Origin of the sequence: Jiangella alba (genome assembly GCF_900106035.1) — a bacterium.
Lineage (GTDB): Bacteria > Actinomycetota > Actinomycetes > Jiangellales > Jiangellaceae > Jiangella > Jiangella alba.
In genome coordinates this window covers 1,862,459-1,882,161 of record NZ_FNUC01000004.1, presented here as the reverse complement: position 1 = coordinate 1,882,161, position 19,703 = coordinate 1,862,459, and the positions used below count along the sequence as shown (strand labels likewise).

Here is a 19,703-nt window from a genome sequence, read left to right as displayed (position 1 = left end):
GGACATTGTGCCTCACGTGTCGAACTCCCACCGACGCACCCGCGTTCCCGGCGTGCCCGGCCTGTCCCGATTCACAGCTTCCGGATCATGAGCACGGAGTCGCGGTCGTCGCCCGGCGCGACCCTGATCGCGCCCGGGATCCGGCCCACCTCGGCGAACCCGCACGACTCGTAGAACCGGTCCAGCCTCATGCCGTCGCGATAGGTCAGGTGCAGGAACTCCAGCCCGTCGGCGCGGGCGAGGTCGGTCAGGCCGTCGAGCAGGGCCCGGCCGGCGCCGCGGCCCTGGAACCGCGGGTGCACCTGCAGCCGCAGCACCGTCGCCCAGTGCCGGAACAGCGGCTGGGTGGAGCCGATGACGAACGCGAACCCGGCCCGCTCGCCGTCGACCCGCAGCACGGCGAGGAATCCCGCACCGGCGCGGACGCCGGCGAGGTGGTCGTCCAGCGCGGGCCGCACGTCGGCGGCCGTCGCCGGCGGCAGGAAGCCGACCGCACCGCCCGCGTTCGACACGTCGACCCAGCAGGTCAGCAGCCAGGCGGCCAAGTCGTCGCCGATCTCGGTGACCCGCTCGACCATTTCACTCACAGGCCGACGGTACGGGACAATGGGGCGGTGAACGACGGACCCCTCATCGTCCAGAGTGACAAGACCCTGCTCCTCGAGGTCGACCACGACCACGCCGACGACTGCCGCCGCGCCATCGCGCCGTTCGCCGAGCTGGAGCGGGCTCCCGAACACGTGCACACCTATCGTCTGACCCCGCTCGGCCTGTGGAACGCCCGGGCCGCCGGTCACGACGCCGAGCAGGTCGTCGACACCCTGCTCAAGTACTCCCGCTACCCCGTGCCGCACGCCCTGCTGGTCGACGTCGCCGAGACGATGGCCCGGTACGGGCGGCTGCGGCTGGAGAGCCACCCGGTCCACGGACTGGTGCTGGTCAGCACCGACCGCGCGGTGCTCGAGGAGGTGCTGCGGTCCAAGCGGGTCAGCCCGCTCGTCGGCGCCCGGCTCGACCCCGACACCGTCGTCGTGCACCCGTCCGAGCGCGGCAACCTCAAGCAGGCGCTGGTCAAGCTGGGCTGGCCGGCCGACGACAGCGCGGGCTACGTCGACGGCGAGGCGCACCCCATCGAGCTGGCCGAGGACGGCTGGGCGCTGCGGCCGTACCAGCGCGAGGCCGCCGACGGCTTCTGGCACGGCGGCTCCGGCGTGGTCGTGCTGCCGTGCGGCGCCGGCAAGACGCTGGTCGGCGCGGCCGCCATGGCCCGGGCCGGCGCCACCACGCTGATCCTGGTGACGAACACCGTCGCGGCCCGGCAGTGGCGCGACGAGCTGATCAAGCGCACGTCGCTCACCGAGGACGAGATCGGCGAGTACTCCGGCGCCAAGAAGGAGGTCCGCCCGGTCACCATCGCCACCTACCAGGTGCTGACCACCCGGCGGAAGGGCGTCTACCCGCACCTCGAGCTGCTCGACGCCCGCGACTGGGGCCTCATCGTGTACGACGAGGTGCACCTGCTGCCGGCGCCGATCTTCCGCATGACGGCGAACCTGCAGGCCCGGCGCCGGCTCGGGCTCACGGCCACGCTGGTGCGCGAGGACGGCCGCGAGGACGACGTGTTCACGCTGATCGGCCCGAAGCGCTACGACGCGCCCTGGAAGGAGATCGAGAACCAGGGCTGGATCGCCCCCGCCGACTGCGTCGAGGTCCGCGTCACCCTGACCGACGGCGAACGGCTCGCCTACGCCACCGCCGAGCCCGACGAGCGCTACCGGCTGGCGTCGTGCACCGACGCCAAGACCCGCGTCGTCGAGGGCCTGGTGAAGCGGCACGCGGGCGAGCCCACCTTGGTCATCGGCCAGTACCTCGAGCAGCTCGACGAGATCGGCGAACGCCTCGGCGCCCCGGTCGTCAAGGGCGAGACCACGGTGCGCGAGCGGCAACGGCTGTTCGACGCGTTCCGCACCGGCGAGATCGGCACGCTGGTCGTCAGCAAGGTGGCGAACTTCTCCATCGACCTCCCCGAGGCCAGCATCGCCATCCAGGTGTCCGGCACGTTCGGCTCGCGGCAGGAGGAGGCGCAGCGGCTCGGCCGCATCCTGCGTCCCAAGGCCGACGGCCGCACGGCCCGCTTCTACTCCGTCATCGTCCGCGACACCGTCGACCAGGACTACGCCCAGCACCGGCAGCGCTTCCTCGCCGAGCAGGGCTACGCCTACCAGATCGCCGACGCCGAGGACCTCCTGCGCGAGGGCTGATTCCGGTCCGGGCCGATGATCGCTACGATGCTGGCTCGGCAACCAGTCGCGCGGAGGACGTGTGTCCGATCTCTGGGACGGCATACACGCACGATGGGAGAGCATCCGGCACGCGGTCGACCACGGCGACGACGGCCACCGTCCGCCGGCCGCCGTCGCCAGGGCGGGCACGCTCGGCGTCGCGACCAACCCGATCGTCATCTGCGGACCGCCCGGCGCCGGCAAGACGGTGCTGTACGGAGCGCTGGCCCAGCTGATCCGAAGTGGCGACCCGGACAGCAGGCGCAGCCCGCGCATCGAGAAGCACACGGCCCAGTTCGGGTCCGGCCGGCGGCGCACGCGCGCCGTCGTCACCGTCATCCCCGGCCAGGACTCCCTCGAACGCGACGAGGCCATGGACGACACCATGCGCGGCGACGCGTCGCCGCACGGCCTCGTCTACGTCGCCTGCTGGGGGCACAACCGGATCTGGCAGCGCACCGACCAGCGCGAGGTGGCGGCGCGGCTGACCACGGGCACGCGCCACGTCGACCCGGACGAGGTGCGCGCATGGCACCTCGACAAGGAGCTGCTGGACTTCCGGACGTTGGTGCGCGACCTCATCGACCAGCAAGTGGCGACGCGGCTGCGCTGGCTCATCGTCGTCGTCTCCAAGGCCGACCTCTACTGGAACCGCATCGACGAGGCGCGCGACTACTACCTCCCGCGACCGGGCGGCAGGCAGTCGCCGTTCGGGGAGCTCCTGCGTGACCTCGAGGTCGACACGTCGCTGAACCTGGCCGTCCTGCCCATGGGCTCGCGGCTGATCCGGCACCAGTTCCTGCCCGGGCTGCCCGCCCAGACGTCGCAGCTGGACGACTCGCAGCTCGGCGTGCTCCGGGGTCATTTCAGCCGGACGCTCAGAGACTTCATCGACACCGGAGGGGACGAACGTCGATGACGGACCTCGTCAGCGGTGCGGCCTTCTTCGCGCTTCTCGAACGCTGCGAACGGCGGATCGCCCAGGTCAGGAGACGACGCCTCGGCGTGCGCCTGCTGCGGTCGGCCGTCGCGGTGCTGGCCCTGGCCGCACTCGCCACCGCCGGATCGACGTGGGTCGCCGACCCCGAGCCGGGCCGGGCCGTCTGGCTGGTCGCCTCGGCGGGCGCCGCCCTGGTCGCGCTCGCGACGTGGATCTTCGCCGAGCGGCCCGCCGCCCGCCGCCTGTCCGCCGACCAACACCAGGTGATCGAGGATGTGAACCGCTTGCGTGAGGTGCTCGCCCACTTCGCCCGCCGCGAGGGCTGGGACGACGACCGGATCCGGTCGGTCCGGCGGCGGCTGTCCGCGTTCCCCCTTCGCTCCGGCCGCGGAAGCGAGGCGGCGTGAGGCGCCTCGCCACCGCGGTGGGCCTCACCGTCGGTCCCGCCGTGCTGATCACGGCCATCGGCTACCTCGTCGCCCAGCGGCGGCCGGGTCACCTGAAGGACGCCTTCGCCGGGCAGTGGGACGCCATCTTCGGCGCGCTCACCCTGCTCACCCTGGGGCTGCTCGGTCTCGGCCACGGGCTGTGGCTGTGCTTCAGCGTGCTGGGCGGCTTCCAGCCCGACAACGTGCGCCGGGGACTGCTCGTCTCGGTGGTGGGCATCGCCGTGGGTGTCGTCGGCGCGTCGCTCCTGTGGGTCATCCTGGCGCCATAAATCGGTGGACACCCCGGGCCGGCGCGAACTAAGCTCCGATGCCCTTCGCGACCGGACCGGGACACCGGGCCGTCGGAAATGTCTCATCTTCCGCCGAGCCCTAGGAGGCCCTCTGTGTCCACCGACCCCGTCCTGCGCTCCGAGCGCGAGCATCTGCGCCGCTCACGCGCCGACCTCGCCGCCATGCGCGAGCACACGCTGTCGCTGACGGCGCAGAGCGCGGACCACGTCTCGACGGAGTACCTGAAGGCCTCGCTGTACCGCCGGGCCAAGGCGCTCGAGGACGACCCGTCGCTGCCGCTATTCTTCGGCCGCATCGACCGCACCGCGGACGACGGCGACGACACCTTTCACATCGGGCGCCGGCACGTCATGGACGGCAACGGCGACCCGATGGTGATCGACTGGCGGGCGGACGTGGCACGGGCGTTCTACCGGGCCACCCGCGACGACCCGCACGGCGTCACGCTGCGCCGCCGCTACGGGTTCGCCGGCGGCGACCTCACGTCGTACGAGGACGAGCACCTGCTCGACCCCGGCGAGGCCGACGTCACCAGCCGCATCCTCACCGAGGAGATCGAGCGGCCGCGCGTCGGCCCGATGCGCGACATCGTCGCCACCATCCAGCCCGAGCAGGACGAGGTGGTGCGGGCGAGCCTGGACCGGACGGTTTGTGTGCAGGGCGCGCCGGGCACCGGGAAGACCGCCGTCGGGCTGCACCGGGCGGCGTTCCTGCTGCACACCTACCGCGAGCGGCTGGCCCGCACCGGCGTGCTGGTCATCGGCCCGAACCAGGCGTTCCTGCACTACATCGCCCAGGTGCTGCCGACGCTCGGTGAGGTGGACGTCCGCCAGGTCACCGTCGCCGGACTGGTCGAGAGCGTCCCGGTCCGCGCCGCCGACGACCCGGAGACGGCGACGCTCAAGGGCGACGCCCGCATGGCCGAGGTGCTGCGCAACGCCATCTGGTCGCACCTCGGGGAGCCCGCCGAGACGCTCTACGTCGCCCGCGGCACCCGGCGCTGGCGGGTGCCGGTGCACGAGGCCGCCGACGCGATCCGCACGCTGCGCGAGCGCGGCGACGGCTACACGACGGCCCGCGCGCTGCTCGGCCAGCGGCTGGCGCACCGCGTCCTGCTGCGCATGGAGGCGGCCGGCGAGATCACCGACGACCGCGTCCAGAACGCCGTCGCCCGGTCCCGGCCGGTGAAGGCGTACGTCGACGAGCTGTGGCCGGCGCTGGACCCGGTGAAGCTGGTCATGCGGCTGCTCAGCGACCCGGAGCTGCTGGCCGCGGCCGCCGAAGGCATTCTCGACGCCGACGAGCAGCAGCGGCTGCTGTGGCACAAGCCGGCCCGCGGCCCCAAGACGGCGCCGTGGTCGCACGCCGACGCCGTCCTCGTCGACGAGGCGGCCGCGGCACTGGAGCGGATCTCCGGCGTCGGCCACGTCGTGCTGGACGAGGCGCAGGACCTGTCCCCCATGGAACTGCGCGCCGTCGGCCGCCGCGCCGCCACCGGCTCGCTCACCGTCCTCGGCGACATCGCCCAGGGCACCACCCCGTGGGCGACGCCGTCCTGGCCGGAGGCGCTGCGCCACCTCGCCCACGACGACGCCCACCTCGAGGTGCTGCGCAAGGGCTACCGCGTCCCGGCCGCCGTCGTCGAGTTCGCCGGACAGCTGCTGCCCGTCATCGCGCCGGGCGTGGCGCCGCCGGAGCCGGTCCGGTCCAACCCGGGGCGCCTCGACGTCACGCGCACCGGCGGCGAGCTCGTGGCGGCCGTCGTCGACGCCGCGCGCGACGTCGCCGCCCGCGAGGGGTCGCTCGGCATCATCGTCGCCGACGACGCCGCCGACGCGGCCGCGGCCGCCCTCGACGCCGCCGGCCTGCCGGTCGGACGGCTGGCCGACGACGCCCGAATCACGCTGGTCCCGGCCACGTTGGCCAAGGGTCTGGAGTACGACCACGTGATCGTCGCCGAGCCGGCCGCCATCGTCGCCGCCGAGCCGGCCGGGCTGCGCCGCCTCTACGTCGTGCTCACCCGCGCGGTGTCGTCGCTCACCGTCGTGCACCGCGAGCCGCTGCCCGATCCGCTGATTCACCAGTAGCGATACGATGGCGATGCCCGCCAAGGGCTACATTCTGTGTATTGTCTGCACGGCGTATGGGGTCATCGGCACCCCCCGAAACATCGCTCGACCGAGCGGCGGCACCTGCCTGGGGAGGGCGCATGGCATCTGACTTCGACCTGGCACAGGCCGGACGCGGTGCCTCGGGAATCCGCCGGTGAGCGCCGACACGGCCAGCGGAGGAACCTCGATCTTGCACGGCGCACACGTTCTCCTCACCGGCGCGACCGGGTTCGTCGGACAGGCTCTGCTCGAGAAGCTGCTGTCCAGCTACCCCGACACCCGGGTCAGCCTCATCGTCCGGCCACGCGGCGCGCTCAGCGCACAGGACCGCATCGACCGGCTGTTCCGCAAACCCGTCTTCGGCACGTGGCGCAAGGCCGTCGGCGAGGACGAGGCCGAGCGGCAGTACCGCGCGCGGGTCACCGTCCTCGAAGGCGACCTCGGCGCCCTGCCGCCGCTGCCCGCCGACGTCGACGTCGTCATCCACTCCGCGTCGACGGTCTCCTTCGACCTGCCCATCGACGAGGCGTTCGACTCCAACGTGTCCGGTCCCGAGTCGCTGTACCGCGCGCTGCTCGCGGGCGGCACCGACCCGCACGTCGTCCACGTCTCCACCGGCTACGTCGCCGGGCTGCGCAAGGGCATCGCCGAGGAGCGCAGCCTCGAACACGAGGTCGACCGCGTCGCCGAGCTCGCCTACGCCCAGGCCGCCCGCCCCGACGTCGAGCGGCTGTCGCGCAACCCGCGGCTGCTGCAGCGGCTGCTCACGCAGGCGCAGGCCGACCACGGCCGGGCCGGCGCGCGCGTCGTCACCGACGCCGCCGAGCAGGCCCGCCAGGAGTGGGTCCGCGACGAGCTGGTCGAGGCCGGCCGCACCCGGGCGCAGAGCCTGGGCTGGCCCGACGTCTACACCTTCACCAAGGCACTGGGCGAACGGGTCGCCGAGGACCTCTGGGCCGGCGCCGGCCACCGGCTGACCGTCGTCCGGCCGACCATCATCGAGTCGTCGCTCAAGCACCCGTTCCCCGGCTGGATCGACGGCTTCAAGGTCGCCGACCCGCTCATCGCGGCGTACGGACGCGGCCTGCTGCCCGAGTTCCCGGCGCTGGCCGACACCGTGCTCGACGTCATCCCGGTCGACTTCGTCGTCAACGCCGCGCTGGCCGCGGCCGCCGCGCCGCCACCGGCCGGCGAGGCGCAGTACTTCCAGGTCAGCTCCGGCATCACCAACCCGCTGCCGTTCGGGCGGCTGCTGCGGCTGGTGCATGAGTACTTCGAGGCCAACCCGCTGCAGGACGCCAAGGGGCACGTCGCGGTCCCGTCGTGGTCGTTCCCGCACCGCGGCGTGGTCGAGCGGGCGCTGCGCCGCCGCGAGCGGGTCGTCGACCTCGCCGACAAGGCCGTCGACCGCCTGCCGCCGAGCGAGCGGTCGCGCAAGTGGATCTCCACCATCTACCGCGCCCGCCGCGACCTCGACACCCTGCGCAAGTTCACCTCGCTGTACCAGCCGTACACCGAGACCGAGGTCATCTTCGACGACGCCCGCCTGCGCGAGCTGCACGCGTCGCTGCCCGACGACCGCAAGGCCGAGCACGGCTTCGACGTCACCGAGATCGACTGGGCGCACTACCTGCAGAAGATCCACATCCCCGGCGTGCCCGGTCTCACCCGCGGCAGCGGCGGCGACGGCTCGGCCTCCGGCCCGGCGCCGCTCGAGCTGCCTCGGCGCACCGACGTCGTCGCCGTCTTCGACCTGCAGAAGACGGTCGCCGCGGCCACGCTGGTCGAGCACTACGTGTGGATCGAGCTGGCCGCCAAGCCGCTGTCGCGGTGGCCGGTCGTGCTGAGCAACCTGGTCGCGCTGGGCCCGCGCTACCTGCAGGCCGAGCGGCGCGACCGCGGCGACTTCATCCGCACGTTCATGCGCCGCTACGAGGGCGTCAACGAGAACGAGCTGCGCAAGGTCATCGCCGACGAGGTGACGGTGTCGCTGCACCGCGGCCTGTTCGAGCAGGCGCTCGAGCGCATCAAGGCGCACCGTGCTGCCGGGCACCGCACCGTCCTGCTGACCGGCGAGATCGACGTGTTCGTCGAGCCGCTGGCGCCGCTGTTCGACGTCATGGTGGCCGGCAAGATGGAGTCCGACGAGTCCGGCCGCTGGACGGGGCACCTGGCCACGCCGCCTCTGGTCGGCGAAGCTCGGGCGGCCTGGCTGCGCCGGTACGCGCGGTCCGAGGGGCTCGACCTCACCGGCTCGTACGCCTACGGCGACAGCTACGCCGACCGCTCCTGGCTGGAGGTCGTCGGCCACCCGAACGCCGTCAACCCCGACGCCAGCCTGTACCGGTACGCCAAGTCCAAGCGCTGGCCGGTGCACACCTGGACCACCACCGCCGAGGGCCGGCTGTCGCCGGTCGTGCGCAGCGTGCGGGGAGCACGACGGGCATGACCGCGCCGCTGCTCACCGGCCGGGCCCTGGTCACCGGCGGGACGTCCGGCATCGGCCTCGCGTTCGCCCGGGCCCTGGCGGCACGCGGCTGCGACCTCGTCCTGGTGGCCCGCGACGAGGACCGGCTGAAGAGCACCGCCGACGAGCTGCGCCGCCGCTACGACGTCGACGTCGAGGTGCTGCCGGCCGACCTCGCCGACCGCGCGCAGGTCGACGCCGTCGTCGCCCGGCTCACCGACGCCGGCGCTCCGGTCGAGGTGTTCGTCAACAACGCCGGCAAGGGCGTGCACGCCAAGCTCGCCACCGACGACACCCGCGAGCACGAGCACGCCATCGACCTCATGATCACCGCGGTCGTGGTGCTCGGCGCGGCCGCCGCCCGCACCATGCGTGATCGCGGCCACGGCGTCATCGTCAACGTGTCGTCGGTGGCCGGCTTCAACCCGCAGGGCGGCTACGCGGCGATCAAGTCGTTCGTCCGCATCTACTCCGAGAGCCTGTCACTGGAGCTGGCCGGCACGGGTGTGCAGGTCACGGCGCTGCTGCCGGGCTGGGTGCGCACCGAGTTCCACGACCGGGCCGGCATCCGCACCGGCTCGATCCCGTCGTCGCTGTGGCTCGACGCCGACCGCGTCGTGGCCGATTGCCTGGCCGATGTCGAGAAGAGGCGGGTCCGTTCGGTACCGTCAGCACGGTTCAAGGTCCTGGCCTTGCTGGCCGAACACGCCCCCCGGGCGGCGGTGCGCAAGGTCACGGCGCGACTGCTGAGCGGACGACGATGAGCGAACTGGCGAGTACGAAGAGGTACCACGCGGCCTGGCACCGCTGGGCCCGGTTCGTGGCGCAGCGCGTGCTCCTGCGGCCCGTCGTGCACCTGACGACGAAGGTGTCGGTGCTCGGGGCCGAGAACCTCGACGACCTCGACGCCCCGTTCATCGTCGTCGCCAACCACAGCAGCCACCTCGACGCGCCGCTGCTGGTGACCGAGTTGCCACGTCGCTACACCCGCACCTTGGCCGTCAACGCCGCCGCCGACTACTTCTACCGCTGGTGGTGGATGAAGGCCGCGACGTCGTTGTTCTTCAACACCTATCCGGTGAGCCGCACCAACGCCGACATGGGCAAGGGCCGCGGCCTGGCCAACCGGCTGCTGAGCGAGGACGTCCCCGTCGTCGTGTTCCCCGAGGGCACCCGGCGCAACACCGAGAGCGGCGTCAAGCGGTTCAAGCCGGGCGCGGCCGCGCTGAGCATCGCGCAGGGCGTGCCGTGCGTGCCGGTGGCGATCATCGGCACCTCCGACGCCATGCCGGTCGGGCACTTCTGGCCGAAGCCGGGCCGGCCGCCGGTGACGGTGGTCATCGGCGCGCCGATCCACCCGGAGGCGGGGGAACGCACCCGCGATCTGACCGAGCGGCTCGAGGCGAAGGTGGCGGCCATGGTCGCCACCGGCGACCCCGACGCCGAGGGGAAACCGCTGCGCGACGCCGCCTCGCCGGAGCATCCGGCGGAGCAGGCGAGCGACCACGCCCAGAAGGAGGAGGCGTCGTGACCGGTGTCAAGCACCAGAAGTGGTGGGGCTGGGGAGTCGAGGGCATCAGCTTCACCCACGACGACAAGCCCAGGCTGGCTCCGTTCGTCATGGAGAAGATCGGCCTCGACCTCAACGCGCCCGGCACGCCGCCGCCCGCGTTCGACGACCTCGAGGTGCCGGCCTCCCAGCTCCAGGACGACCTCGGCACCAAGCTGCGCGACGCCGTGGGCGAGCAGTACGTCGACACCGGCGACCTCAACCGCGTCGTGCACACCTACGGCAAGGGGCTGGTCGACCTCGTGCGCGTCCGCGCCGGCGATCTCCCGCGCGTCCCGGACGTCGTGGTCTACCCGGCCGACGAGGACCAGCTGCGCCAGGTCGTCGACGCCGTGGTCGCGGCCGACGGCGTCGTCATCCCGTTCGGCGGCGGCTCCAACATCTCCGGCTCGCTGACCCCGCAGGCAGACGAGCAGCGCGTCGTCGTGTCGCTCGACCTCGGCCGGCTGAGCCGGGTGCTGGAGGTCGACGAGGCGGCGGGGCTGGCCCGCATCCAGGCCGGCGCGCTCGGCCCGGATCTCGAGGACCAGCTCAACGCCCGCGGCTGGACCATGGGGCACCAGCCCGACAGCTTCAAACACTCGACGCTCGGCGGCTGGATCGCCACCCGCAGCTCGGGCATGCAGTCGGACAAGTACGGCGACATCGCCGACATCACCCGCGGCCTGCGGGTCGTGCTGCCGGGCAAGGTCATCGTGCTGCGGCCGCTGCCCAGCACGTCGTCCGGGCCGAGCGTGCGCGAGATGATCCTCGGCTCCGAGGGCCGGCTCGGCATCATCACCGAGGCGTGGGTCAACGTGCACCGGCTGCCGGAGAACCGCGAGATCATCGCGTACCTGTTCCCGACGTGGGCGGCCGGCGTCGCGGCGATGCACGAGATCTCCGAGTCCGACGCGTCGCCGACGGTCACCCGCGTGTCCGACGCCAACGAGACCGCGTTCTCGCTGTCCATGCAGAAGCCGTCGAAGGGGCTGGCGGCGAAGGCCGGGCCGATCCTGTTCAACGTGCTGGAGCGGCGCGGCTGGGACCTCTCCGCCGCCTGCCTGTCCTACATCGGCTACGAGGGCGCCGAGTCGCACCTCAAGCACGAGAAGGCCATCGTCGGCAAGATCGTGAAGAAGCACGGCGGCATCAAACTGGGCAAGGGCCCGGGCTCGCTGTACGACCAGAAGAAGTTCGACACCCCGTACATCCGCGACTTCCTGCTCGACATCGGCGCGCTCGGCGACGTGTCCGAGACCGCGGCGCCGTGGTCGAAGCTGATGAACCTGTACGCCAACACCATCCGGGCGGCCAACGAGGCCTACGCCGAGCTGGGCGTGACGGGCTTCGCGATGTGCCACCTGTCGCACAGCTACCACTCCGGCGCGTGCCTGTACTTCACCTTCGCGTTCCCGCCCAGCACCGACGTGGCGGCGGAGCAGATCGAGCAGTACTGGGTGGTGAAGAAGGCCATCCAGCAGTCGTTCATCGACAACGAGGCGACCATCTCGCACCACCACGGCGTCGGCACCGACCACGCGCACTGGCTCGAGGACGACATCTCCCCGGCCGGCGTCGACGTCATGGCCGGGCTGCTGGAGGCCGTCGACCCCGGCCGCAACCTCAACCCTGGGACGCTGCTGCCAGCCCATCGGGAGTGGTGACGTCCCCCGCCGGGCGCTGGGTGCGCAGCCGGACGACGGCCAGCAGCACCGCGAGCGCCGCGGCGGTGACCGTGACGGCGAACGCGGGCCGGTGCCCGCCGAGGTCGGCCAGCCGGCCCGCGATGCCGGACCCGACGGCGTAACCGATGCCCGTGGCGCCGGCCAGCAGCGTCATCGCGGCGCCGACGCGGGCGGCCGGCACCGTCCGCTCGGCGGCGGCGAACACGCTGATCATGTACGGCGCGACGGCCAGGCCCAGCACCAGCACGACCGGCACGAGTGCGGCCAGCGACCCAGCCAGCAGCAGCGGCGCCGACAGCACCACCAGCCCGGTGGCGAACACCAGGATCCGCTTGTCGTAGCCGAACCGCGCCGGCAGCGCGGCGGTCGCCAGCCCGGCCAGCACGCTGCCCACGCCGAGCAGGGAGTGCACCAGGCCGGCCATCCCGGGCGTGCCCGCGGCCGTGGCCAGCGCCGTCGTACCGGTCTGGGTGGCGCCGAAGATCACGCCGATGAGCAGCTGCGCCAGGCACAGGGTCAGGAAGGCCACGGTGACGAACGCCGTGCCGTGCGCGGCCGCCGACGCCCGCAGCGCGTGCGTCAGCCGGGCGGTCGAGTGCAACGCGAACCAGGAGCCGAACACCACCAGCAGGCCGGCCGCGGCCAGCAGCGCGCCGCTCGGGCTCAGCGCCACGGCGCCGAGGCCGACCAGCGCCGGTCCGAGCACGAACGACGCCTCGTCGGCGGCGCCCTCGTAGGAGAACGCGGCGTCGACCAGCCGCGGCTGCGCGGCGCCGGTGCGGTGCGTGATGGGCCGCCAGCGCACCCGGGCCAGCGGGCCGACCTGCGGCATGGTGAACCCGGCGACGGCGGCCGCGCCGACCAGCACCGGGATGCTCGCGTCGGACTGCACGGCCGCGACCAGCGCGGCGAGCGCGACGCCCGCCGTCAGCGACTGGGCCAGCACGACCGGCCGCTGCCCGACGCGGTCGGCGATGCCACCGGCCAGCGGGGCCCCGACGGCGTTGGCGACGGCCAGCGCGCCGGCGGCCAGGCCACCGGCGGCGTACCGGCCGGTGGCGTCGGACACCAGCAGCAGCGTGCCCATCTGGCTCATGGCCAGCGGCAGCCGGCCGAGGAAGGCGACGACGACGTACCCAATGCCGGCCAGCGAGAGCAGCCGGCGGTACGAGGCGAGAGGGGACACAGGGACTCCGGAGGAACGCTTCGGCGGCGCGCCTCCCCACCACCAGGTCGCGCACGGAACCCTGTGCTTCGCACATTCTACAACGAGAATGGATCCATGGACGATCTCGAGCGGCGCTGGGCCACGCTGGCCGGCGACTCCCCCGCGGCGGCCGAGGCGGGGACCGCCCTGCTGGCCCGCTGGAGCGAGCCGCACCGTCACTACCACGCGACCGGCCACCTCGCCGCCGTCCTGGCCGCGGTCGACGAGCTCGCCGGCGCCGCGGCCGACCCCGACGCCGTCCGGTTCGCCGCCTGGTTCCACGACGCCGTCTACGACGGCCGCCCGGGCGACGACGAAGCGGCCAGCGCACGGCTGGCCCGCGAGGTGCTGACGTCGCTCGGCCGGCCGGTAACGCAGGTCGACGAGGTCGAGCGGCTGGTGCTGCTCACCGCCGGCCACGACCCCGCGCCCGGCGACGGCAACGGCGCGGTGCTCTGCGACGCCGACCTCGCCGTGCTGGCGGGCACACCGTCCGACTACGCGGCCTACGCGTCCGCCGTCCGGGCCGACTACGCGCACGTGTCCGACGCCGACTTCGCCGCCGGCCGGGCCGACGTGCTGGCCGGTCTGCTGGACCGTCCGGCGCTGTTCCACACCGACGACGGCCGACGCCGCTGGGAGGCCCGGGCCCGGCACAACCTGCGGACCGAGCTCGTCCTGCTCCGCGCCTTCGGCACGTGACGTCGTCGGAACGAGCCGGCCGCCGGCCCGTGGCGCGGATCGTCGCACCCTCCATCGGACCAGGTGACACCAGCGCCAACTCTTGGCACCCGCGTCACCCGACCGGAACGGTTGTCGGCATCGGCGCCAACGCCGCGCCGCCGCCGAGGGCAGGCGGCCTCGGGTCAGGGCCGCCGGCGCTGCTTGCGGCGGCGCAGCCCGGCTCTGGTCAGCCGGGTGACCAGCTCGCGGCTGCTGATAGGGGCCGCACCGGCGTCGATGGCGCGCTGGTAGTCCGACTCCATCAGGTCGTAGTGGTCGCCGTCGAAGCCGCGGGCGGGCAGCCCCAGCCGCGCCGCGAACGCGTGCAGCTCTTCGAACGACTCGTCCGACGCGAGGTGCGACCACAGGCGGCCGTGGCCGGGCCAGGCCGGCGGGTCGACCAGGATCGTCACAGCGCCGCCGCCACGGCGTCGTCGATGAGGACGCGCCACGACCGCACCAGCCCGGCGTCGATGTAGGCCTTCCACGAGCCGCCCGGACGGACCCGGCTGCCCACGTGGAACTGGCGGACGCCGGCCCGGGCCAGCCACGGCACGTGGTCGGGCTCGAGGCCGCCGCCGGCCATGATGACGTCGGCCGCTGCCGGCGAGCCGGTCGCGCGCGTGCACAACTCGTCCAGGCCGGAGCCGACGCCGCGCGCCGAGCCGGCGGTCAGGACGGCGTCGAGGCCGGGCAGCCCGGGCACGACCGCCCACGCGTCGTCGAGGTCGAGGCAGTGGTCGATGGCGCGGTGGAACGTCCACGGCCGCCCGTCCAGCTCGTCGGCCAGCGCCAGCGTCGCCTCGACGTCGATCTCGGCGTTGAGGCCGAGGAAGCCGAGCACGAAGCCGTCGGCGCCGGCGTTCGCCAGCTGGTGGGCGGCGATGCGCAGCCGGGCCAGCTCCGAGCCGCTGGTGGAGAAGCCGTCGTTGGACCGCAGCATGACCCGCAGCGGCAGGTCGCAGGCGCGTTTGAGGTCGCGGACGATGTCGAGGGACGGGGTGAGGCCGTCGGCGTCCATGTCGGCGACGACCTCGAGGCGGTCGGCGCCGCCCTCGACGGCGCCGGGCACGTCACCAGGACCCAGGGCGATGACCTCCAGCAGCGGACGCACGTGGATCAGTGTGCCAGCAAGATGGCACCATCAGTGCCGTGGTCGACGACGTGATGATCGTGGCGCGGGCGATGGTCCTGCGCGACCTCGGCGCGCGCCGCCTCGACGTCGCCGCCGCCGTCGACGTGCTGGACGCCGCGCTGACCGAACGCCGCTGGTGGGTGGAGCAGTGGCCCGACGGCGCGGCGTTCGTGGCCGGGCAGCTGGCGCAGGACGTGCAGGACCGCCTGCTCGACGCCGGGGTGGGCCGGTGGCCGTCGTGCCGGTCGTGCGACGACGACGAGCCGCACGAACTGCGGATCGAGCCCGAACTCGGGCCCGATCCGCAGTGGGTGTGTGAGGAGACCGGCCGGCCGGTGGCGCCGCTCGGCGCGCTCTAGGCCGGTCGCGCCGCTCAGGCCGCCCGCACGTCCGCGGGCTGGACGTCCTGGGCGGGGACCCAGCGCTGCTCCGTCCGCGAACGGCCGGAGATGTCGGTCACCGTCACCCAGCGGGCCACGAGCGTGGGGCGCTGGACCTGTGTCGTCGTCACCTTGTCCGCTCCTTTCGGCCACTCATGAGTTAGGTGTTGTTCACCTTCTGTTCACCTAGCGTACCAGGCCTGTTTCCCGAACCCGATGGTGGCTTCTTTTTGGCCCTCAGTGCCATTATTCTGTGGTGGACGGCACGACCGGCGACCTCAGAGGTGACGATGTTCGGCAGGAGCAAGTGGTTCGAGACCGTGGCCGAGGCCGAGCGGCGGGCCCGCCGCCAGCTGCCGTCGTCGGTGTACGGGGCGCTGGTGGCCGGCTCCGAGAAGGGGCTGACGCTGCGCGACAACCTCGCCGCGTTCACCGAGCTCGGGTTCGCGCCGCACGTCGCCGCGACGCCCGGTGAGCGCGACCTCTCCACCCACGTCATGGGCCAGGACATCGCGCTGCCGGTCATCCTCTCGCCGACCGGCGTCCAGGCCGTCCACCCCGAGGGCGAGGTCGCCGTCGCCCGGGCCGGCGCCAACCGCGGCACCGCCATGGGGCTCAGCTCGTTCGCCAGCCGCTCCATCGAGGACGTCGTCGCGGCCAACCCCAAGGCGTTCTTCCAGATCTACTGGCTGGGCAGCCGCGACGAGATGGTGCGCCTCCTCGACCGCGCCCGCCGGGCCGGCGCCGCCGGAGTGATCCTCACGCTGGACTGGTCGTTCAGCCACGGCCGCGACTGGGGCAGCCCGAGCATCCCGGACCGGCTCGACCTCAAGACCATGGTCCGGTTCGCGCCGCAGGTGCTGCCGCACCCGGCCTGGCTGCTGCGCTACCTGCGGGCCGGGACCCTGCCCGACCTCACCACCCCCAACCTCGAGGGCGCCGACGGCGTCGCGCCCACCTTCTTCGGCGCCTACGGCCAGTGGCTGCAGACACCGCCCGCCACCTGGGACGACGTCGCCTGGCTGCGGTCGCAGTGGGACGGCCCGTTCATGCTCAAGGGCATCATGCGCGTCGACGACGCCAAGCGCGCCGTCGACGCCGGGGTCAGCGCCATCTCGGTCTCCAACCACGGCGGCAACAACCTCGACGGCACCCCGGCCGCCGTCCGCTCCCTCCGCTCCGTCGTTGACGCGGTCGGCTCCGAGATCGACGTCGTCCAGGACGGCGGCATCCGGCGCGGCAGCGACGTCGTCAAGTCGCTCGCGCTGGGCGCCAAGGCCGTCATGATCGGCCGCGCCTACCTCTGGGGACTGGCCGCCAACGGCCAGGCCGGCGTCGAGAACGTCCTCGACATCCTCAGCGGCGGCATCGACTCCGCCCTGCGCGGCCTCGGCAAGGCGTCGGTCCTCGACCTCACCCCCGACGACCTCGTCATCCCGCCGGGCTTCCACCGGACCTTCGGGGCGTAGTCGGCAGGAGCGGCCGGGCCGTGCGGGCACGCACGGCGCCACGCCAGACGCCGGTGCCGTAGGCGAGGTCGTCGGCGATGCTGGCGAGGGTCCAGCGGACCGGGTCGAGTGACGGGCGCAGGCGCAGCCAGTCGCGCACGGCCGGGGCGGCGACCACGGCCGCCAGCGTCGCCAGCCGGCGGGGGCGGCGCGCGGTCAGTGCGACCGCGGCCGGCAGCCCCAGCTGCGTGACGGCGCGGCCGGTAGCGGTCAGCGTCGCCGCGGTGGCCTCGGCGATCATCGGCACGGCGATCGACGGCGGGAGGTCGTCGGCGCGCAGCTTCGACGCCAGGCGGGCCGCCGCGACCGCACCGGCCGCCGTCGCCGGCACCGGGCGCCGGGCGAGCAGCAGCGCCGTCACCGCGGCCGGCCAGGGCGAGAGCACCAGCGGGGCGAGCCGGTCCGGGTGCCGCCGCGCCAGCGGCCCCGCCGACGTCCCGTACTGGTGACGGCGCCGCAGCCAGGCCGGCCACGTCGCCGGCTCGGCGTGCGCGACGGTGACCGCCGGGTCGTAGCGGACCACGCCACCCGCCGCGACCAGCCGCCACACCGCGTCGACGTCCTCGCCGTAGCGCAGCGCCTCGTCGAACCCGTCCAGCGCCGCCCGCCGGACCACCAGCGCCGCCGTCGGCACGTACGACACCCGGCCGCCGGGCCGCACGAGCGCCTCGTCCGGCCCGAGATCCAGCGGTGACCGGGCCGTCGCGAACGCGCTGAGCACCCGGCCCGCGCTCGGTGCGGCGATCGGCACGATCCGCGGCGCCACGGCCACGACGGCGGGGTCGGCGAAGTGGCCGGCCAGCCGGTCCAGCCAGCCCGGCGACGGTACGCAGTCGCTGTCGACGAACGCCACCAGCCTCACCTGCCCGAGTTGGTGGGCGGCGGGGGGCAGGGCGGCGAGGCCGGTGTTCCGGGCGGCGGCCGGCCCGCCGCAGACCGGGCGCTGGAGCAGCCGGGCGCCGTGCCGGGCGGCGACGGCGGCCACCGACGCCGGGTCCACCGAGCCGTCGTCCACCACCAGCACGGACGCACCGGCCAGCGCGGCCAGGCACCGCGACAGCGACTCGGCACGGTCGCGGACCGGCACGATCACCGTCACGTCGGCGCCGACCCGGACCGGCGGGCGTGGGTGCGCCACCCCCGCGTCGACCAGCCGGCGGGCCAGCCGGCCGGTCCGCTCGTCCGTCACTGAGCCGTCGGCCAGCAGCCGCCGGAACGCCGCGACGCCGGCCGGCGACAGCTTCAGCGCCCGCCGCGGCGACCCGCCGAGCAGCACCCGGCCGCCGTCGAGCATGCGCGTCTGCCGGTCCAGCACCACCCCGAACCCGGCCGGCAGCCCACGGCTCACGAGGCGGCCAGCCAGGCGGCCACGGCGGTGACGAGGTCGGCGGCCAGGCCGTCGAAGATCTCCCGGCCCGCCTCCGCCGACGCGCCGGCCGGGTCGCCGAGCACGCCGTTCGGACTGACCGACCTCACCCCGCCGGAGCGCAGCGCCGGCAGCAGCTCCGCCAGCGGCGCGACGGCGCCGGCCTCGGCCGAGGACAGCGCCACCCGCGACGCGGAGAGGTACAGCTGCAGCGACGTCTCGACGAACCCGGCGTGCGCGTCGCCGTCCCAGCGCGGGAACCACGCCAGCACGTCGCGCGACTCCGCCGTCAGGGTGGCCAGCGCCGTCCGGACGGCGGCCAGGTTGCCGCCGTGCCCGGACACCACCAGCAGCCGCGGGAACGTCTCCGACGCCGACCGGCCGAGCTCGACCAGCACGTGCGTCAGCGCCTGCGTGCCGATGGAGACCGTGCCGGGGAAGTCCTGGTGCTCGCCGCTCGCGCCGTACGGCAGCACCGGCGCCACCACGACGTCCGGCCGCGCCGCCGCCAGCGCCGCGCACAGCGCCACCGCGACGTCGGTGTCGGTCGAGAGCGGCAGGTGCGGGCCATGCTGCTCGGTCGACCCCAGCGGCAGCGCCAGCACCGACTCGCGCGGGACCACCGGCCACCGCAGATCGCCCAAGCTCACGCAAACACCTCTCCGAGTGCCGGTGCGACCTCACGATAGCCGCCGATCCGGAACAGCCGGCCGCGGCCGAGCCGGGCGAGGTCGCGGCCGAGGTCGGCGTCGTGCTCGCCGGACGTGTCCAGCAGGACGTCGAGCCGGGGCAGCCGGGCGGCGAACGGCCGCGGGTCCGGACCGGCGTTGTGCACGCAGTCGGACAGCAGCAGCACCCGGGCGTCGCGCGCCGGCGCCCGGGCCAGCTCGCGCGCGGCCACCTGCAGCGGGAACGCGACGTTGGTGAGCCCTTTGGCGGGGATCCGCAGCAGCGTGTCCAGCAGCCGCTGCGGCGACACCCGCTCGCCCAGGTGCGCCAGCACGGCGGCGTCGGACCAGAACGCGATGGCCGCGACGTCGTCGGCGGACAGCTCCGCGGCGAGCGCGCCCAGGGCGGCCGCCGCCGTACGCACCCGCTCGCCGCGCATCGAGCCGGACACGTCCACCAGCAGCGCGACCGCCCGCCGCGCGCGCACCCGCTCGCGCACGATGACGTCGTCGTCCTCCGGCACGGGGTGCTCGACCAGCTGCTCCAGGGTCCGGTCGAGGTCGATGTCGTCGGAGCCGCCGCGGTACCGGACGCTGGCCAGCTCGCCGGCGCCGCGCCGCGCCGTGAGGTCGCGACGCGGCCGCGGCACCGCCAGCCGCGCGGCGATCTGGCGGGCTCGCCGCAGCACCTCGGGATCGGGCTCGGCCTCGTCGGGGACGGCCGCGAGCAGCGTCGCCGCCTCGTCCGTCGTCCCGGGCGCGCCCGAGCCCGGCGGCACCCGACGCGGCCCCGCCGGCCGGGGCCCGCCCGGCAGCACCGCACCCCCGCCGCCGGAAGCCGAGACGTCGTGCAGGACGGGGTCGTCGTCGAGCTGCTTGGGCCGCCGCCGCAGCGGACGCAGCCCGTTCGGCGACGGCGCCGAGGCCCGCCGCCGCACC

At 74.0% G+C, this 19,703-nt stretch carries 20 protein-coding genes; 12 read left to right on the top strand and 8 right to left on the bottom strand.

Annotated features, from left to right (window positions below):
* Positions 1-71: 71 nt before the first annotated feature.
* Positions 72-578, bottom strand: a complete 507-nt coding sequence (locus tag BLV02_RS26645; protein WP_069108833.1) for a GNAT family N-acetyltransferase — start codon at positions 576-578, stop codon at positions 72-74.
* Positions 579-614: 36 nt separating this feature from the next.
* Here BLV02_RS26645 and BLV02_RS26640 point away from each other — a divergent pair, with 36 nt between their 5' ends.
* From BLV02_RS26640 to BLV02_RS26600, 9 genes are all read left to right on the top strand, one after another.
* Complete coding sequence (locus tag BLV02_RS26640; protein WP_069108834.1) at positions 615-2,261, top strand: DNA repair helicase XPB; 1,647 nt, start codon at positions 615-617, stop codon at positions 2,259-2,261.
* 61 nt (positions 2,262-2,322) lie between these two features.
* Positions 2,323-3,201, top strand: a complete 879-nt coding sequence (locus BLV02_RS26635) for a hypothetical protein (protein ID WP_069108835.1) — start codon at positions 2,323-2,325, stop codon at positions 3,199-3,201.
* The gene (locus BLV02_RS26630) at positions 3,198-3,629 is read left to right on the top strand and encodes a hypothetical protein (RefSeq protein WP_069108836.1); all 432 of its coding nucleotides are present in this window, start codon (positions 3,198-3,200) and stop codon (positions 3,627-3,629) included. Before BLV02_RS26635 ends, BLV02_RS26630 begins: the two co-directional genes overlap by 4 nt.
* Positions 3,626-3,940 carry a hypothetical protein gene (locus BLV02_RS26625; protein ID WP_069108837.1) on the top strand — a complete coding sequence of 105 codons (315 nt, stop codon included), beginning with the start codon at positions 3,626-3,628 and terminating at the stop codon, positions 3,938-3,940. Before BLV02_RS26630 ends, BLV02_RS26625 begins: the two co-directional genes overlap by 4 nt.
* Positions 3,941-4,018: 78 nt before the next feature.
* Positions 4,019-6,049, top strand: a complete 2,031-nt coding sequence (locus BLV02_RS26620; RefSeq protein WP_083288173.1) for a HelD family protein — start codon at positions 4,019-4,021, stop codon at positions 6,047-6,049.
* A gap of 178 nt (positions 6,050-6,227) precedes the next feature.
* Positions 6,228-8,522: an HAD-IB family hydrolase gene (locus BLV02_RS26615; protein WP_216093926.1), complete on the top strand. Its 2,295-nt coding sequence runs from the start codon at positions 6,228-6,230 to the stop codon at positions 8,520-8,522.
* Positions 8,519-9,304, top strand: coding sequence for an SDR family NAD(P)-dependent oxidoreductase (locus BLV02_RS26610; RefSeq protein ID WP_069108839.1), 786 nt, complete (start codon positions 8,519-8,521; stop codon positions 9,302-9,304). The genes BLV02_RS26615 and BLV02_RS26610 overlap by 4 nt, the downstream gene beginning before the upstream one ends.
* Positions 9,301-10,071 (top strand): lysophospholipid acyltransferase family protein, encoded by a 771-nt coding sequence (locus BLV02_RS26605; RefSeq protein ID WP_069108840.1) that lies wholly within the window; start codon positions 9,301-9,303, stop codon positions 10,069-10,071. The genes BLV02_RS26610 and BLV02_RS26605 overlap by 4 nt, the downstream gene beginning before the upstream one ends.
* Complete coding sequence (locus BLV02_RS26600; protein WP_069108841.1) at positions 10,068-11,756, top strand: FAD-binding oxidoreductase; 1,689 nt, start codon at positions 10,068-10,070, stop codon at positions 11,754-11,756. The genes BLV02_RS26605 and BLV02_RS26600 overlap by 4 nt, the downstream gene beginning before the upstream one ends.
* Here the strand turns inward: BLV02_RS26600 and BLV02_RS26595 are convergent.
* Positions 11,716-12,963 carry an MFS transporter gene (locus BLV02_RS26595; RefSeq protein ID WP_069108842.1) on the bottom strand — a complete coding sequence of 416 codons (1,248 nt, stop codon included), beginning with the start codon at positions 12,961-12,963 and terminating at the stop codon, positions 11,716-11,718. The genes BLV02_RS26600 and BLV02_RS26595 overlap by 41 nt on opposite strands.
* 96 nt (positions 12,964-13,059) lie before the next feature.
* On the opposite strand from BLV02_RS26595, the gene BLV02_RS26590 reads away from it, so the two are divergent.
* Positions 13,060-13,686 carry an HD domain-containing protein gene (locus BLV02_RS26590; RefSeq protein WP_069108843.1) on the top strand — a complete coding sequence of 209 codons (627 nt, stop codon included), beginning with the start codon at positions 13,060-13,062 and terminating at the stop codon, positions 13,684-13,686.
* Between the two features lie 164 nt (positions 13,687-13,850).
* Here the strand turns inward: BLV02_RS26590 and BLV02_RS26585 are convergent, their stop codons facing one another.
* Both BLV02_RS26585 and BLV02_RS26580 read right to left on the bottom strand, forming a co-directional pair.
* The gene (locus BLV02_RS26585) at positions 13,851-14,120 is read right to left on the bottom strand and encodes a DUF4031 domain-containing protein (RefSeq protein ID WP_069108844.1); all 270 of its coding nucleotides are present in this window, start codon (positions 14,118-14,120) and stop codon (positions 13,851-13,853) included.
* Positions 14,117-14,821: a copper homeostasis protein CutC gene (locus BLV02_RS26580; RefSeq protein WP_069108845.1), complete on the bottom strand. Its 705-nt coding sequence runs from the start codon at positions 14,819-14,821 to the stop codon at positions 14,117-14,119. Before BLV02_RS26580 ends, BLV02_RS26585 begins: the two co-directional genes overlap by 4 nt.
* Positions 14,822-14,859: 38 nt before the next feature.
* Here BLV02_RS26580 and BLV02_RS26575 point away from each other — a divergent pair, with 38 nt between their 5' ends.
* Positions 14,860-15,201 (top strand): hypothetical protein, encoded by a 342-nt coding sequence (locus BLV02_RS26575; protein WP_216093927.1) that lies wholly within the window; start codon positions 14,860-14,862, stop codon positions 15,199-15,201.
* A 14-nt stretch (positions 15,202-15,215) separates the two neighbouring features.
* On the opposite strand, the gene BLV02_RS36760 is transcribed toward BLV02_RS26575, so the two are convergent.
* Positions 15,216-15,353 (bottom strand): hypothetical protein, encoded by a 138-nt coding sequence (locus tag BLV02_RS36760; protein WP_171906614.1) that lies wholly within the window; start codon positions 15,351-15,353, stop codon positions 15,216-15,218.
* Between the two features lie 159 nt (positions 15,354-15,512).
* Here BLV02_RS36760 and mftD point away from each other — a divergent pair, with 159 nt between their 5' ends.
* The gene (mftD, locus tag BLV02_RS26570) at positions 15,513-16,691 is read left to right on the top strand and encodes a pre-mycofactocin synthase MftD (RefSeq protein WP_069109540.1); all 1,179 of its coding nucleotides are present in this window, start codon (positions 15,513-15,515) and stop codon (positions 16,689-16,691) included.
* On the opposite strand, the gene mftF is transcribed toward mftD, so the two are convergent.
* From mftF to BLV02_RS26555, 3 genes are read right to left on the bottom strand one after another with little or no spacing between them, the layout of a single operon-like run.
* The gene (gene mftF / locus BLV02_RS26565) at positions 16,654-18,078 is read right to left on the bottom strand and encodes a mycofactocin biosynthesis glycosyltransferase MftF (protein WP_074946687.1); all 1,425 of its coding nucleotides are present in this window, start codon (positions 18,076-18,078) and stop codon (positions 16,654-16,656) included. The two genes, mftD and mftF, sit on opposite strands and share 38 nt — an antisense overlap.
* On the bottom strand, positions 18,075-18,746 hold the full coding sequence (mftE, locus tag BLV02_RS26560) for a mycofactocin biosynthesis peptidyl-dipeptidase MftE (RefSeq protein WP_069108846.1): 672 nt from the start codon (positions 18,744-18,746) through the stop codon (positions 18,075-18,077). The genes mftF and mftE overlap by 4 nt, the downstream gene beginning before the upstream one ends.
* The gene (locus BLV02_RS26555) at positions 18,743-19,702 is read right to left on the bottom strand and encodes a VWA domain-containing protein (RefSeq protein WP_216093928.1); all 960 of its coding nucleotides are present in this window, start codon (positions 19,700-19,702) and stop codon (positions 18,743-18,745) included. Before BLV02_RS26555 ends, mftE begins: the two co-directional genes overlap by 4 nt.
* Position 19,703: the final 1 nt, after the last annotated feature.

Bases quoted from the DNA above. Each gene is read 5' to 3' on its own strand.
- BLV02_RS26645 (WP_069108833.1), bottom strand. From the start codon at position 578: ATGGTCGAGCGGGTCACCGAGATCGGCGACGACTTGGCCGCCTGGCTG.
- BLV02_RS26610 (WP_069108839.1), top strand. From the start codon at position 8,519: ATGACCGCGCCGCTGCTCACCGGCCGGGCCCTGGTCACCGGCGGGACG.
- BLV02_RS26590 (WP_069108843.1), top strand. From the start codon at position 13,060: ATGGACGATCTCGAGCGGCGCTGGGCCACGCTGGCCGGCGACTCCCCC.
- mftD (WP_069109540.1), top strand. From the start codon at position 15,513: ATGTTCGGCAGGAGCAAGTGGTTCGAGACCGTGGCCGAGGCCGAGCGG.
- BLV02_RS26630 (WP_069108836.1), top strand. From the start codon at position 3,198: ATGACGGACCTCGTCAGCGGTGCGGCCTTCTTCGCGCTTCTCGAACGC.
- BLV02_RS26605 (WP_069108840.1), top strand. From the start codon at position 9,301: ATGAGCGAACTGGCGAGTACGAAGAGGTACCACGCGGCCTGGCACCGC.
- BLV02_RS26620 (WP_083288173.1), top strand. From the start codon at position 4,019: ATGTCTCATCTTCCGCCGAGCCCTAGGAGGCCCTCTGTGTCCACCGAC.